The 14,198-nt window shown below is 36.6% G+C and carries 16 protein-coding genes; 5 read left to right on the top strand and 11 right to left on the bottom strand.

All coding sequences use genetic code 11. The features are described from left to right. Positions 1–5: 5 nt before the first annotated feature. A complete protein-coding gene (locus tag IM793_RS09555; protein ID WP_193420773.1) occupies positions 6–1,901 on the top strand; it encodes a lanthionine synthetase LanC family protein in 1,896 nt (631 codons plus the stop codon). 39 nt (positions 1,902–1,940) lie between these two features. Here the strand turns inward: IM793_RS09555 and IM793_RS09550 are convergent, their stop codons facing one another. From IM793_RS09550 to IM793_RS09530, 5 genes are all read right to left on the bottom strand, one after another. Continuing rightward, complete coding sequence (locus IM793_RS09550) at positions 1,941–2,132, bottom strand: pinensin family lanthipeptide (protein WP_088302624.1); 192 nt, start codon at positions 2,130–2,132, stop codon at positions 1,941–1,943. A gap of 223 nt (positions 2,133–2,355) precedes the next feature. Further along, a complete protein-coding gene (locus IM793_RS09545; RefSeq protein ID WP_121284879.1) occupies positions 2,356–2,571 on the bottom strand; it encodes a hypothetical protein in 216 nt (71 codons plus the stop codon). Between the two features lie 46 nt (positions 2,572–2,617). Continuing rightward, a complete protein-coding gene (locus tag IM793_RS09540; protein ID WP_193420770.1) occupies positions 2,618–3,433 on the bottom strand; it encodes a hypothetical protein in 816 nt (271 codons plus the stop codon). 6 nt (positions 3,434–3,439) lie between these two features. Next, a complete protein-coding gene (locus IM793_RS09535) occupies positions 3,440–3,820 on the bottom strand; it encodes an SRPBCC domain-containing protein (protein WP_132397801.1) in 381 nt (126 codons plus the stop codon). A gap of 23 nt (positions 3,821–3,843) precedes the next feature. Continuing rightward, positions 3,844–5,034, bottom strand: coding sequence for an acyl-CoA dehydrogenase family protein (locus IM793_RS09530; RefSeq protein ID WP_121284875.1), 1,191 nt, complete (start codon positions 5,032–5,034; stop codon positions 3,844–3,846). Positions 5,035–5,147: 113 nt separating this feature from the next. Here IM793_RS09530 and folB point away from each other — a divergent pair, with 113 nt between their 5' ends. Both folB and IM793_RS09520 read left to right on the top strand, forming a co-directional pair. Continuing rightward, positions 5,148–5,516 (top strand): dihydroneopterin aldolase, encoded by a 369-nt coding sequence (folB, locus tag IM793_RS09525; RefSeq protein WP_193420768.1) that lies wholly within the window; start codon positions 5,148–5,150, stop codon positions 5,514–5,516. A 1-nt stretch (position 5,517) separates the two neighbouring features. Then, positions 5,518–6,933 (top strand): FAD-binding oxidoreductase, encoded by a 1,416-nt coding sequence (locus IM793_RS09520; RefSeq protein ID WP_193420765.1) that lies wholly within the window; start codon positions 5,518–5,520, stop codon positions 6,931–6,933. A gap of 128 nt (positions 6,934–7,061) precedes the next feature. Here the strand turns inward: IM793_RS09520 and IM793_RS09515 are convergent, their stop codons facing one another. Further along, positions 7,062–7,544: a thioesterase family protein gene (locus tag IM793_RS09515; protein ID WP_193420763.1), complete on the bottom strand. Its 483-nt coding sequence runs from the start codon at positions 7,542–7,544 to the stop codon at positions 7,062–7,064. 76 nt (positions 7,545–7,620) lie between these two features. Between IM793_RS09515 and IM793_RS09510 the strand changes: the two genes are divergently transcribed. Both IM793_RS09510 and IM793_RS09505 read left to right on the top strand, forming a co-directional pair. Continuing rightward, positions 7,621–8,055, top strand: a complete 435-nt coding sequence (locus IM793_RS09510) for an Hsp20/alpha crystallin family protein (RefSeq protein ID WP_193420761.1) — start codon at positions 7,621–7,623, stop codon at positions 8,053–8,055. A 364-nt stretch (positions 8,056–8,419) separates the two neighbouring features. Then, positions 8,420–9,736, top strand: coding sequence for a nicotinamide mononucleotide adenylyltransferase (locus IM793_RS09505; RefSeq protein WP_193420759.1), 1,317 nt, complete (start codon positions 8,420–8,422; stop codon positions 9,734–9,736). Positions 9,737–9,958: 222 nt separating this feature from the next. Here IM793_RS09505 and IM793_RS09500 read toward each other — a convergent pair whose 3' ends face one another. The 5 genes from IM793_RS09500 to IM793_RS09480 all read right to left on the bottom strand — a co-directional run bounded on the left by IM793_RS09500 (position 9,959) and on the right by IM793_RS09480 (position 14,060). Next, the gene (locus IM793_RS09500) at positions 9,959–10,333 is read right to left on the bottom strand and encodes a Txe/YoeB family addiction module toxin (RefSeq protein WP_193420757.1); all 375 of its coding nucleotides are present in this window, start codon (positions 10,331–10,333) and stop codon (positions 9,959–9,961) included. Then, positions 10,315–10,524 (bottom strand): DUF2683 family protein, encoded by a 210-nt coding sequence (locus IM793_RS09495; RefSeq protein ID WP_193420755.1) that lies wholly within the window; start codon positions 10,522–10,524, stop codon positions 10,315–10,317. Before IM793_RS09495 ends, IM793_RS09500 begins: the two co-directional genes overlap by 19 nt. A 107-nt stretch (positions 10,525–10,631) precedes the next feature. Beyond that, entirely contained in the window at positions 10,632–12,281 is a 1,650-nt protein-coding gene (locus tag IM793_RS09490; protein ID WP_193420753.1) for a MutS family DNA mismatch repair protein, read from the bottom strand. A 40-nt stretch (positions 12,282–12,321) separates the two neighbouring features. Beyond that, positions 12,322–13,020 (bottom strand): LytTR family DNA-binding domain-containing protein, encoded by a 699-nt coding sequence (locus IM793_RS09485; protein WP_193420751.1) that lies wholly within the window; start codon positions 13,018–13,020, stop codon positions 12,322–12,324. Continuing rightward, on the bottom strand, positions 13,017–14,060 hold the full coding sequence (locus IM793_RS09480) for a sensor histidine kinase (RefSeq protein WP_193420750.1): 1,044 nt from the start codon (positions 14,058–14,060) through the stop codon (positions 13,017–13,019). Before IM793_RS09480 ends, IM793_RS09485 begins: the two co-directional genes overlap by 4 nt. Positions 14,061–14,198 lie beyond the last annotated feature (138 nt).

The raw sequence follows: 14,198 nt of genomic DNA, 5'->3' as shown, positions 1-14,198 counted from the left end.
AATCTATGTTTACAGCCGCTCAGATTGAAATTTTTACCAATCATCTTCATGAAATAAAGAACGATTTGCTCTTGAATAAAAGGGAAACCGCAGATGAAGCCTGGTGGCCAACGCCTTATTACATCAATCCGGATGAATATGCCTTTCAGGAAAGCTATGATATTTTTAATGGCAATTGCGGCATTGCCTTATTCTTTCTTGAACTTTATCGTTTTGATCAAAGCAAAGCGCACATCAGGTTAATTGATAAAATGATGCGCAGAATGATGAAATCTGAAGCCATTCTCAAACCCAAATTCTTTGCATTCTACACTGGCCTTGGTGGAGTAATTTATACAAATTTAAAGCTTTACGAAGCAACCGGAATCCAGAAATACCTGGAGAATGCATTGTTTTTAACATTATCCAACCAAACTCAGCTTAGTACGGAATTACTGAAAGCAGATTTATTAAGTGGCTATACAGGTAATTTGCTGGTATTTACTCTACTTTATCACCACAGCCAAAATGAAGAAATTTTACGATTGATTCATTTGCTCTTAGACCGGTTAATTCAGGAAGCACGGGTATCAGAGATGGGGTTGAAATGGGATTATCATCAATCTAAAAAGGCATACGATAGCATGACCGGGTTTTCTCATGGGGCATCAGGTATTGCATATTGTCTCATGCAATTGAGTATGTATTTCGGTGAACCAGGTTTGTTGTATCTGGCGGAAGAAGCATTGACTTATGAAATGCAATATTATCATGCCCCCGCCAATAACTGGCTTGATTTGCGGATAGGCAATTATGAACTTTCAAAACCAGGCGCACATCTCTGGCAACTGGAAACTTTTATTTCGGATATGGCAGGGGCAAATGCCTGGGCGCATGGCGCGGCGGGAGTGGGTTTATCAAGGAGTTTTGCACTTGAGCTGACTCAAAAAGAGATTTATTCGAAGCAGTGTTACAACGTATTGGAAAAATGTTTATCAGATCTTCAAAACAAAACCCGTCCAGATTTCACTTTGGTAAGCGGCTATACCGGAATGATTCCGTTTTTGATGTGCAATAAAGACAGGGAGGGGATAGCTGATCATATTTGTGATGCGATTGACGGAGCCATTGAACAATATCGAAAAACAAACAGCTATAGCGAATACCTATCATGTGGAGCAGATGATGATGGTCTTTTCTCCGGAAAAGCCGGCGTAGGTTATGTGCTTTTACAGCTGATAGCTGGAGATCAATCTGATTCAGTGGCAAAACCAGCTTTACCCAAACCTGCAAAAATAATTAATCTGGAAGGACGATTCTCAATGGTTGATATTAAACGGAAGATTTTTTCGTCATACTTCAAAAGAACTATTGGAAAACTTGATCTGTTAGCTGTCAGCATTGGCGCATTGTATGAAGTAAAGAATATTGATGAGTTTAGGGATGTATTATTTGTCAGGATCAGCCAGATAGAAGGAGCGCATGAAGCAATTATGCAATCATTCCGGTTGGAATCAGAACTATTGAAGCTATGGAAACTTCATAAAGGTTATTTTAGTTATCAGCAACAAAACATTTACCTTAAGAAAAATGCAGAAAGTGCCAATCAAAAATCAGATTCCGATTTCATTGCGCAAAGTTTAAAACTAAATGATCATGTAAAATATTTCGGAGAAGATGAAAACGGTAATAGGCTTCTTTTATATAACCATGAAAGTGGTGTGGAAGAAATTAAACTCGGAACCTTTTCAGCCATCATCGTTGAATCTTTGGTTAATAGGAAAATGAAAACATCCCAATTAATTGATGAAATTACCAACGAATATTTTAAACCAGCTACGGAAAAGGAACAAATCAGTCAAAAAATTGTATTACAAATCCGCCTGTTGTTAAAGAGTGGTTTTTTATGTGTAGAGGAATAAACAAGGCGCCAAATGGCGCCTTGAAATTGAATTAATTAACTAGCAGATTACCGTGGTGCATCTTACCGGTGGGGTATGATGGTCATCTGTTTGTTCAGTGTGCGTAGGTTCTGATACATTACCTAAACCACCCGATAAACGCATTGCAACTTCACTGTCAATACTGGTTACAAAACTTTCTAACTGAAGGTCTTCTAAGCTCAATGTGATTTTTTCTGATTGATTTTTCATAAAATAAGTGATTAAATATGATGCCTACTGGTGGTTACGGGGTTTCGGCTTATCCCCGGTTGCAACAGTACTAAGATAGTCAATTGCAACTATGTTGCAAAATAAAACATGTATTTATCGCTACATTGTTGCAATAAATTTAATCCAACCAGATTTATTACAAATTTAAGGCATTTGCTTAATAGGAGACAGGAAGAAATGAAGAGATAAAAAGACAGCTGAGTTATTTTCGCTTTCCAGATGCGATGAATACAATTACACCCGCCACTAAAATAATACCACCTGCGTAAGGAGGCCAATTCACAGACTTTTCTTTATCGGCAGAAATTTGAATGGGGCCAGCATCAACCAGCTTTTCTTTTTTGGTATAGGTAAAGCCTGTCCAGATCAGCATAGCAATGCCTACAACGATTAATATAATTCCTAATGTTCTGTTCATAATATTCTATTTCTATCAGAACAGTAATCGCTTCGATAAGTTTTTATTAGAATTTATAACCTAATGAAATCTTGCTTGCCAGATTTATATTTTCGGCTATTTCAAGTGAAAGCGTAATTTTTTTTACATTTAAGAAGTAGCTAAGGTTCCAAGCTCCAGAGCCTTTAATTATTTTATTAATATCTGCGAGATCACCGTATTTAAAACTGTTAGCTAGTCCTGGTGTTCCACCGATGAAAAGCCTGAAAGCATGTCTAATATCGTGATTACTTCTTCCTCTAAAGATCACTTCTGTCGATAAACCTGTGGTCCAAAATCTGTTTCTATTTGAAACACCTGCATAATTGTAAACTTTACCATTATAAATTTCTTCCCTGAAATCAGCGTACGCTCCACTTTCGGCGCTTAAAGAGTTTTCCCAATTGATAAATCTGAAATCTGTATTTCCATTAGCAGACATGTTATGGAAGCCTATAGAAGTTCTCAGGCCAAAGCCATACATGGTTTTGTTAAAAGCAGGAGGGTAATCTGATTTAGTATCTTTAAGATTATCTGGATAAGTATTTTTTGCACTCCCCATATAACCAAATACGCCATAAGCAATATTAAATCCTTTAAAAGTATGGGCACGATTGATATTCAGGATACCCAATTCAAATGAAATCATACCATTTCCCGGAGAAGACGCCCCGGCAAAACTTGCTGATGCGTGTGTTAAAGATTTAACACTGTCGGCTTCCATCGGACGAGGCAGATAGCCCATATTATTTCCAGGTAAAGCAGGGCTAAGGTATGTTCTGCAAGAACTTGATAAAATGATTAAAAGCAGAGAAAAAAGGAGAGTATTAATTTTAGTTTTCATTTTTCTTTATTCGTCAAAAAAATCAACCAACCCACCCAGGAAATATTCCTGAATTCCTGAGGTAAAATCTTCATAATCTTCATCAGGGATATTGGTTTGTTTAAACTCCAGTGAAGTTCCTTTTTTATCTTCGTGAAGTTTGATGGTAACAATAGAAGGTTCGTTTTCTTCTCCAAAGTACCATTGCTGCACAATCTGTTTACCGTAAGTAAATTCGATGTTTTTGCCGGTAATATCGCCATCCCAGAAAGAAAATTCTGTTTCTGGAACTTCTTCAAATTCCACTTCAGCACCTGTCCATAATTTTATACTGGTTTCTTTGGTGAGCGCTAAATAAACTTCTTCGGGTGGTGCAGGTATGTAGGTGTATTTTTTAAAATCTTTCATTAACTTAATTTTTAAATCTTTTGTTATTTAAACGCATTTAATCCGGTCACATCCATTCCCGTAATCAATAAATGTATATCATGTGTGCCTTCGTAGGTAACCACCGATTCTAAGTTCATCATGTGTCGCATAATCGAGTATTCCCCCGTAATACCCATTCCACCAAGCATTTGGCGGGCATTACGCGCAATATCCAGTGCAATTTCTACACTGTTTCTTTTGGCCATTGATATTTGTTCGGCCGACGCCCTGTTTTCACTTTTCAATACGCCCAGACGCCAAACCAATAACTGACCTTTAGTAATTTCAGTCACCATTTCGGCCAGTTTCTTTTGTTGAAGCTGAAAACCGCCAATTGGTTTTCCGAACTGAACACGTTCCTTTGAGTAACGCAAAGCGGTGTCGTAACAGTCCATTGCTGCACCTAAAGCGCCCCATGCAATCCCATAACGCGCCTGATTTAAGCAACCCAATGGTCCTTTTAATCCGCTGATTTCGGGAAAAATATTTTCTTTTGGAACTTTAACATTGTCAAATACAAGCTCACCGGTTGCCGATGCACGTAGGCTCCATTTGTTGTGCGTTTCGGGTGTAGAAAATCCCTCCATTCCCCGCTCTACAATCAAGCCCCTGATTTTTCCAGCTTCATCTTTTGCCCAAACCACAGCAATATCCGCAAATGGTGCATTGCTGATCCACATCTTTGCTCCATTTAGAATATAATGACTACCGGCATCTTTAATGTTGGTTACCATGCCCCCCGGATTGGAGCCATGATCAGGTTCTGTTAAACCGAAACAGCCCATCATTTCGCCGCTGGCTAATTTAGGGAGGTATTTTTTACGCTGTTCCTCAGTTCCATAAGCATAAATCGGATACATCACCAAGGAGCCCTGAACGGAGGCTGTAGAACGGATACCTGAATCGCCACGTTCTATTTCCTGCATCAAAATTCCATAAGCCGTATAATCTAAACCTGCTCCACCATACTCAACCGGAATGGTAGGGCCAAAAGCACCAATATCGGCCAGGCCTTTTATTAAATGTTTCGGAAATTCTGCTTTTTGTGCGTAATCTTCAATAATTGGGCTTACTTCTTTTTTTACCCAATCTCTGGCCGTGGCACGGATTAATTTGTGCTCATCGGTTAATAATTCATCTAATAAATAATAGTCTGGCGCCTCGTACAGGTCTTTTTTTACTGATTTGCTCATGTAATTTCGTATTATCTGGTTAAGAAACCGCGTTCATTTCAAAGGTAACAATTTACGGCAAGGGGCATTATATTCATGAATAAAAATTTAATTTTGCAGCTTACAGAACATTCATGAACCATTTCAAACAAACAGTAGCTTTAAAAGATGTAAAATGTTTCGCCCTGCATGGTTATTATCCGGAAGAGCAACTGGTTGGAAATCATTTTGTTGTAGATTTAGAAACAGAATTTACACCACAGGGTTTTGATGATGAACTGGCCCAGACGGTTAATTACGAGGATTTGAACTCAATCATTCTCGAAGAAATGAAACATACACAAAAGCTTTTAGAAAGCGTTTTGAAGAATATCATTTCGAAAGTGATTGAATTGTATCCCTTTGTTGAAACTGTACAGGTGAGTATGAAGAAATTAAACCCACCAATGCCTGGCCAGATCGGGCATTCCTTTGTTAAACTTACTTACACATCAGCCAATTAAAATGAATTTTACGAAGATCAATGCTGAAATTTTAGCAGAAATTAAAGCTGCCATTGGAGCAGATAAAGTTTTTACTGATGCGGAAAGTTTAGAAAATTATAGTCATGACGAAACGGAGGATTTGCGTTACCAACCAGAGTTGGTGGTAAAGCCAACTTCGCCTGAAGAAGTTTCTGCTGTATTGAAAATCTGTAATGCCCACCATGTTCCGGTAACGCCGCGCGGTGGTGGTACAGGTTTAAGTGGTGCCGCTTTGCCTATTTATGGTGGTGTTTCCCTATCAATGGAAAAATTTAAATCTATCATCGATATTGATACCGAAAACTTACAGGCAACTGTTGAACCAGGGGTGATTACTGAAGAGTTTATTGATGCAGTAGCCGGGAAAGGTCTTTTGTATCCGGTTGATCCAAGCAGTAAAGGCTCTTGTTTTATTGGTGGTAATGTGGCTCATGGTTCAGGTGGACCAAGAGTAGTAAAATATGGCACCATACGCGAGTATATCTTAAATCTTGAAGTGGTTTTGCCTAACGGCGATATCATCTGGACAGGCGCTAATACTTTGAAGTATGCATCAGGCTATAATTTAACGCAGCTGATGATCGGTTCTGAAGGTACTTTGGGAGTGGTAACAAAAATTGTAACCAAATTATTGCCAAAACCTACCCAGTCGGTTTTAATGATGGGCGCTTTCAGTACAAATGAAGATGCCTGTGCGGCGGTTTCGGCAATTTTCAGAGCTGGTGTTACGCCATCGGCTTTGGAATTTATGGAACGGAAAGGAGTGGAGTGGGTGATCAAGTTTGACGACATCAAATTTGATTTAAAAGATGGCGTGGCCGCTCTATTAATGATTGAGTTTGATGGTGATGATTTAGATGATATTTTCAAAAACTGCGAGAAAACAAATGTGGTTTTAGAAGAACACAACTGTACAGAAGTATTATTTGCAGATACTGCAGCTCAAAAGGAAGAATTGTGGCGGATGAGAAGGACCATGGCCGAATCGGTAAAATCCAATTCCGTATACAAAGAGGAAGATACTGTTGTGCCGCGGGCGGCTTTACCTCAACTCATTAATGGAATAAAAGAAATTGGCGCAAAATACGGTTTCGAAAGTGTTTGTTATGGTCACGCCGGTGATGGAAATCTACATGTAAACATCATTAAAGCCGGAATGAGTGATGAAGACTGGAAAAACAAACTCAAATCCGGTATTGCTGAAATATTCGAATTAACCACGGCTTTAGGTGGAACTTTATCCGGGGAACATGGAATTGGCCTGGTACAAAAAGAATTTATGCCAATAAAGTATTCAGAAATCCACCTTAATTTAATGCGGGGAATTAAATCTGTTTTCGATCCGAATGGAATATTAAATCCCGGGAAGATTATGCCAGATGTTTCTAACTCTTAGGAAACAGTAAAAAAGTGTCGTCATTTCGAGCGGAGTGCAACGTAGTCGAGAAATCTGTCTCAGGAATATTTTTAGTTTAGATCTCTCCATTCCGCTGCGCTTCAGTCGAGATGACGTTCTGCATTTTTTTACAGCTGCTCAAAAGCCAGCATTTTCTGCTTTTCTTCATCCGGTATAGCGGTAGGTTTACCTGTAACATAATCAACCGCAATGCATACGGTTTTACCTTTACTGCAAATTATTTCTTCAGTTCCTTTTAGTTTCACAATCTGGTAATCCAGGTCAAAACTGGTATTACCAATCCTCGATGTTTTTACATGTATGGCGATTTTATCATTCATTACAATCGGTAAAATGTAATCCAGTTCTGCATGGGCAATCACGATTCCGGTTTTCTTCCAGTTCCATTTTATAATTTCTTCCCAATATTTGGATCTGGCAATTTCGAGATAGGTAAAATAGATAGAATTATTTACATGCCCCATCATATCGAAATCAATAAAGCGCAAATGTATATTGGTTTTATAGTTGAATTTGTCTGAAAAAGCCTTGATATCTGTCAATTTGTCTTTTGATTTGGATTTATTTTGCCAAAATGTCTTAAAAATCATAAATGTTTGGTTTGGTATATAAGTTGAATATGGTGTATTATCAATTTAAAAATTAAAAAAATAAAGAATAAGCGATATGACACTAGTAAATTTTAACAACAGAACCCGTAACACAGCTCCTTACTTTAACAATGTTTTTGATTCATTGTTTAGCGATGCAGTAAGTAAAAACAAATTGGTTGATAAATCACCAAATGTAAACATTCATGAAAATGAAACTGCTTATGTAATTGAGCTGGCTGCTCCAGGTTTGAAGAAAGAAGATTTTCAGATCAATTTAAAAAAAGATACGCTTTCTGTTTGGGCAGAAGTTAAAAAAGACGAAACCCAGGTAAGTAAAGACTTTACGCGTAAAGAATTTGATTACAGCTCATTTGCAAGATCATTTAATTTACCAGACAGTGCTGATGGTGATAATATTACTGCTGAATATAAAGACGGGATCTTATCAATTAACATCAGCAAAAAAGACGATGCTAAATTACAGCACAAAGAAATTATAGTATCGTAATAAAAATATTCTCGAAAGAGGGTTTTTCATAATAGTTTAGTTTTTTCAAAGCTTATGAAGCTTGCATCAGGTGAATTTGATACAGATGCGATGGATAGCTGATGCAGGTTTCATAATAGGTTTAAGTTTAGGTTTATAAGGTTAATGCCGGATGGTATTAACCTTATTTTTTTTAAGACGGGTCGTCATTTCGACCGAAGTGGAGAAATCTATCTAATTGAATAAAGGCATTAGATTTCTCCATTCCGCTACATTTCAGTCGAAATGACGCTACCTGGAGGTCGTGGATTCGTTTAAGTATTTAGATTGATTTTAAGTTACATTCTTAAAATCACGTTAATCTCATTTTTCGTACTTTTGCGGCATGGAGAGAGAAATTCTGGATACAAAGCGTAAAGCACTAAAAATAAATCTTGACCCACGAATTTACGGTACCTTTGCCGAGATAGGAGCTGGACAGGAAGTTTCACGAAACTTTTTTAATGCTGGCGCAGCATCTGGAACAGTTGCCAAAACCATGTCGGCTTACGATATGACTTTTAGCGATGCCATTTACGGAGCAGAAACCAATGGCCGTTATGTAAGTCAGAACCGGCTTTTACAGATGCTTGATCATGAATTTGGCTTACTCAATGAGCGTTTATCAGGCGAGAAATACGAAAGCCGTACTTTTTTTGCCTTTGCTGATACCGTAACAACGCTAAATTACAAACGAACCAATGAACCACATGGTTGGGTTGGAATCCGTTTCCAAAATGAACCGGGTAGTTTACCAAATGAAATATTCTTTCACGTCCGTTTGTTGGATACTGACGTAAATATGCAACAGCGTGTGCTCGGTATTATAGGCGTAAACTTACTTTACGCAGCTTTTTATTATTATCAGGATCCTAAAATGATGGTAGAATCACTGGCTGATAACTTAACCATCGGATCAGTAGAAATCGATTTAATTTCGGTTAAAGGTCCGGCTTTTCCAGGCGTAGATAATATCCTGCTTAATCTGTATATGATCATGAAAGATTTTTCTGCCGCAGCCATTTTCGACGCAGATGCGCATCCTCGTCAGGCTAAAGATCTTTTGTACAAGAAAGATATTATGATCTTACGTACCAAATATGGTCAGAAATCATTGCCTAACTTTAATTTATTCAATAAAGCTACCGATCAGTTTAAACGTACCAATAAAGTAGAAGAGGGGAACTTAGCGGTAATGATTGAGGTTTTGTTAACCAACGTTTTAACGGATGGAGAAGAAACGCCTGATGATATTGACCTGGAAACAGTGGCTAAAAGAGCACAGGAAATGTGCGATACGGGTAATATCGTGATCGTATCTAACTTTACGCGCCACAACCGGTTGGCAAAATATTTGGCAAGGTGCAAGCCTAAAAGCGTTGGATTGGCAACAAACATCAATAACTTAAAATTTGTATTCAATTCTAAAAACTTCACCGGAGAAAACTACTCTGGCCAGTTATTGAGTTACGTAAACGATATGTTTAATACTAATGTGCGGTTATTTGCTTACCCTTTCCTGGATAAAAAGACCAATCAGGTAATTACCACAGCCAATATGCCAATAACACCAGAAGCTAAACCCTTGTTCGATTTCCTTTTGATAAACGGATATATTACTGATATTAAGGATTATAGTGAGGACGAGGTGAAAACGGTGTAAATATTAATCTAATAAGCTTCGGCATCTCGACCGAAGTGCAACGTAGTGGAGAGATCTAATCAACGCAAATTTTCATCGTTAGAAAATTAAAGTCTGCATAATTATTGAAGATTCTTCACTGCATTCAGAATGACAAGAAGAGTTTAGTTTATTTATCGCCGTAATGACCAAGTGCTGAAACTATAGTAACGGTTACGATGTTGTCTTCGATTAACTAAACCACTATGCACTGAAAGTGCATAGGTTTGGTAAAGAAAGAATGAAATTCTTTCCTCCAGACGGAAAAAGCATAATTTTAATCTGTGGAGAACAAGTAATAAAATTTTTAGAAACTGAAAGTCTTGCACTAAAGTGCATAGTTTTAACTAACGATTGTGACCAATAAACAAGCCTGTCTTTTCTATTAATTTGTCTCGACCAAAATCCAGTTAAATCATATTTTAGTTTTTCTGGATTTCCAATTCCATTTTCAGGATGTTCATAAAGTTCTAGAATAATTTGGTTCACTTTTTTGATGGAACCTTTATCTCCTGATTTCTCAATGGCAAGTAAATTCTTTTGAGCTTTCTCTGATACAATTACTTTAAATTTTCCCATAATGATTTACCAGGGTCTAAAGTGATGTAATTACCATTCTTAACTTCCGCCAAGCTCTTTTTTATTTTCGCCACAAATTCTGGATTGTAAGGACTTTCCTTTTCTTTTTGAAAAGAAATATCTAAAGCTTTTAAAACAGCTTCAATTGCAGCCTCTTGTTTTTTATTTTTAGGATGTGCGATTATAGTCATAACAATTGTTGTATAATCAAAAATACGAAATTATTTAATCAACTGTCAATAATAGATTACTGTTGAAAGGATAGACTCTAAATATTGGTTCTGTACGAGAATCAAATTCAAGAACTCAAATCCTTGCTAATCTGCAATGCTTCCTGAATAATTTCCTTTGGATAATTAGACATTTCTAAAATTTTGATTGCATTTTTAGTTTTAAGCGGACCTTCTTTTAGTTTATGATCAAAAATAAGCTCATTATCGGTTATCGTTTCGGTAAAATGATAAAGTTCATATTCTTTTGCAAGCATGTTGGACAATTCGATATCGTGCGTAGCCACAAAAGTGAGGTTTTGCTCACGGTTTAAATGCGATAATATGGCCTTTGCTGCTGCAATCCTTTCTATGGTGTTGGTACCTTTAAATACTTCATCCAGAATAAAAAGATTCTGATCAGGATTTTTAACTGCTTCAATCAGTGTAGACATTACATCAACTTCCTCTAAAAAATAGCTTTTACCCTGAAATAAGTTATCGTCGATTCTTATTGATGTGTGCAATTTAAAAAATGGTGCTTTATATGCTTCAGCAAAACAAACATAAATGCTTTGAGCCAATAATGAATTGATGGCTACAGTACGGAGAAAAGTTGATTTGCCCGACATATTTGAGCCGGTAATCAGCATGCTTTTCTGATCTAATTTTACTTCATTTTCGATACAATCTTTAATCAGCGGGTGCCTGATACCTTTAATTTCAATTCCTTTATATGGTTCAGTAAATTCAGGTTCGCAGATCTGTTCACTTTCTTTTAATGAGGCTACGGCAATTGCCATATCTATCGACCCCACATATTGGTAGAGGTTTAAAATATTATCCTGATTATTTTCGATCAGCTTGATCAACTTAAAAAAAGTAAAGATTTCGATTAAGAAAATTGCTTTAATGATTTCGAACAGGTAAAGTGGTACCTGACTTAAATCGCCTTGACTATTTTGACTGAAATCCTGATAAAGAATACCTATTCTTCGCTGAAATTTCCTGAACATCGGAATGGCATTTTTTATTTTATCAGCCTCGAATGGTATTTTTTCTTTTACCAGTTTTCTCGAAACATTAATCAAAATATTAAGCTGCGAGAGTGATTTGGTAAAAATTAGCAGGTGTTTTTTATTCCAATAGTTTAAATAAGTGGCATTAAATGTAATCAGCAGCAGTGCAAATATTAAACAGACTGAAACTTTAATGGATAAAATCAATAAGACTGCTAAAATGAGCAGATCTAAAGAAAGCCATTTAAACCAGGATGGTTTTTCAACCAATTTATTATTGAACAATAATACCACAGAATAGCTTTCATTGCTGTTCAATTTTACAAGTTCTGCGCGAACTTTTTCTCTTATTTCATGATTTGCGGCAAAGAAATCAGCCTGATTTTTTAGTTTTTTAAGTTCTTCTAAGTTATTAGTTGGGTTTGCAAGTTTATTATAAAGGAATTGTTGCCCGATTTTACTTGTTGTACGATCAATTTTTGCAAATAGCTGATCGAAATCGATATCGGCCATGGTTTGGTGTGAAAGCGTATGAAATACTTTTTCCTTTACATAATTAGCGTACCAACTTGCTTTATCGAAATTGATAGGTTCTGTTTTTTCCTTTCCCCAGCTGTCTTCGAGCTCTTTTAAAATCTGCTTTTTCTTTTTTCTCGAATCAAAAAAAGCAAATATCATTAAAAGTATTATGGCTGCAATGCCGAATAAAATATAGTTCATGTAAGGTGCTAAACGCACACAATATACAGGATAAATGCTTTTATTTTAATAACTTTTCAATTACCTCTTTATAACTATCGCTTACCGGCAATTCCTTATCATCAATAAATAAAGCGTTTTTTCTAATGGATGTAATTTTATTGATATTTACGATAAATGATTTGTGGATCCTTTCGAAATAAGCGGGCAGTTGTTCCTCTATACTTTTCATACTCATACGCACAACCGCCGCTTTTGGACTTGTGGAGGTATGGATCTGGATATAATCTTTGAGCCCTTCTATGTAGGTAATCTCATTAAAACTAATCTTCATTAAACTGTAGCCCACATTTACAAACATATAATCCTGTTTGGGTAAGTTGTTATGTTCTGCCGATTGTTTGAGTTCGTACAGGTCTTTAGCTTTATTGCAGGCTTTCATAAAACGATCGAGCGATACCGGTTTCATTAAATAATCCACCACATCGAGTGCAAAGCCATCCAAAGCATATTGTTTATAGGCCGTAACAATAATTACCATTGGTTTTTTAACCAAACTCTGAATAAATTGTAAACCCGTAATGCCCGGCATCTGGATATCGATAAAAATAAGGTCTATCGATTGTTCCTGCATGATTTTATTGGCAGAAAAAGCATCATCACAACTGGCCACTAATTCTAAAAAAGGAATACGGCTAATGTTGTCAGCCAGTAATTGCAGGGCTAAAGGCTCATCATCAATGGCTAAACATTTAATCATACTGTTAATTTTAAAGTAAGGTAAACATTAAACCAGCCATTTTTTTTCTCAATTTCCAGCTGATGCTCTTTACCATAAAGTAAATTTAGCCTTCTGCTTACATTCGCAAGGCCAATACCAGATGCAGCATCTTTTACCTCATTTTCATCTTCGCTAAATTTATTCCGGACCGTAAACGTCAAAAGTTCGTTTTCTGTTTTTAAATCGATAAAAATTTGTGGTTTTTCGATCATTCCAACACCATGTTTAAAAGCATTCTCAATAAACGGGATCAGTAACATGGGTTCAATCTCATCAAACTCACTTTCAATATTAATGTTCGTTTCTATAGCTACCTTTTTACCGAAACGTTGTTTTTGCAGATCAATATAAGCTTGCAGATATTCGGTTTCCGTTTTGATGGATACTTTTTCTTCATCGGTTTCATATAACATATATTGCATCAAACCGGATAATTTCATTACCGTTGGCTCTAATTCATTGCTTTTAAGCCTTACCAGTGCCACAATGTTGTTTAAAACATTAAAAATAAAGTGCGGACTGATCTGCGAACGTAAAAATGAAAGTTCGGTTTTCATGTTCTCTTGTTCGCTCTGCAAAGTTCTTTTCTCTTCATTAATCCGGTCAGAAATCATTGTAAAAGCCGTACTGGCCGCAATGGTCAATAAAAATGTCGGTGTATTAAACCAAAGTGTGCGGCCAAGGTTGAAATCAAAATAGGGCAGTAAAATCCTGAATAATATAGAGTGAATGGTAATGGCCAAAAGTAAACAGCCAACAAACGATAAGCCATACCACAAATATTTCTTTCTATAAAAAAATGATGGAATTAAAACCTTATTATTTAAATAAAATATAGCAATCCAGTAAAAGTAACTGATGAAATTTAAGCGCAGGAACTGGTTTTCTTCATAACTGCTTAGCGGGTGAGGGGGACGGCTTCGGTTAACATTAATTATATAAGGTAAAGTGATCAAAACCACCCATACCAGAATATGGAGGGTAATTTTTATCCACTTTTTGGAGAAATTAATTGTCATTATTTTTTCTTTGGCGCTTTGCATCGCTAAGTTATTATTTATTATGTTTTTACGCTTTGTCACGCTGAATTTATTTCAGGGATCATGTTAAAATGCTTTAAGATCCCTGCCTGCGCGGGGATGACGCGAGCGCTTAGC

It is taken from the genome of Pedobacter sp. MR2016-19 (genome assembly GCF_014947265.1).
Taxonomy (GTDB): domain Bacteria; phylum Bacteroidota; class Bacteroidia; order Sphingobacteriales; family Sphingobacteriaceae; genus Pedobacter.
This window is presented reverse-complemented; position numbering and strand designations above follow the sequence as displayed.

Coding starts and splice junctions, on each gene's coding strand:
- IM793_RS09510 (WP_193420761.1), top strand. CDS start 7,621: ATGACACTAGTAAATTTTAACAACAGAACCCGTAACACAGCTCCTTAC.
- IM793_RS09495 (WP_193420755.1), bottom strand. CDS start 10,524: ATGACTATAATCGCACATCCTAAAAATAAAAAACAAGAGGCTGCAATT.
- IM793_RS09485 (WP_193420751.1), bottom strand. CDS start 13,020: ATGATTAAATGTTTAGCCATTGATGATGAGCCTTTAGCCCTGCAATTA.
- IM793_RS09545 (WP_121284879.1), bottom strand. CDS start 2,571: ATGAACAGAACATTAGGAATTATATTAATCGTTGTAGGCATTGCTATG.
- IM793_RS09535 (WP_132397801.1), bottom strand. CDS start 3,820: ATGAAAGATTTTAAAAAATACACCTACATACCTGCACCACCCGAAGAA.
- IM793_RS09555 (WP_193420773.1), top strand. CDS start 6: ATGTTTACAGCCGCTCAGATTGAAATTTTTACCAATCATCTTCATGAA.
- IM793_RS09550 (WP_088302624.1), bottom strand. CDS start 2,132: ATGAAAAATCAATCAGAAAAAATCACATTGAGCTTAGAAGACCTTCAG.
- IM793_RS09505 (WP_193420759.1), top strand. CDS start 8,420: ATGGAGAGAGAAATTCTGGATACAAAGCGTAAAGCACTAAAAATAAAT.
- IM793_RS09500 (WP_193420757.1), bottom strand. CDS start 10,333: ATGGGAAAATTTAAAGTAATTGTATCAGAGAAAGCTCAAAAGAATTTA.
- IM793_RS09480 (WP_193420750.1), bottom strand. CDS start 14,060: ATGACAATTAATTTCTCCAAAAAGTGGATAAAAATTACCCTCCATATT.
- IM793_RS09530 (WP_121284875.1), bottom strand. CDS start 5,034: ATGAGCAAATCAGTAAAAAAAGACCTGTACGAGGCGCCAGACTATTAT.
- folB (WP_193420768.1), top strand. CDS start 5,148: ATGAACCATTTCAAACAAACAGTAGCTTTAAAAGATGTAAAATGTTTC.
- IM793_RS09520 (WP_193420765.1), top strand. CDS start 5,518: ATGAATTTTACGAAGATCAATGCTGAAATTTTAGCAGAAATTAAAGCT.
- IM793_RS09540 (WP_193420770.1), bottom strand. CDS start 3,433: ATGAAAACTAAAATTAATACTCTCCTTTTTTCTCTGCTTTTAATCATT.
- IM793_RS09490 (WP_193420753.1), bottom strand. CDS start 12,281: ATGAACTATATTTTATTCGGCATTGCAGCCATAATACTTTTAATGATA.
- IM793_RS09515 (WP_193420763.1), bottom strand. CDS start 7,544: ATGATTTTTAAGACATTTTGGCAAAATAAATCCAAATCAAAAGACAAA.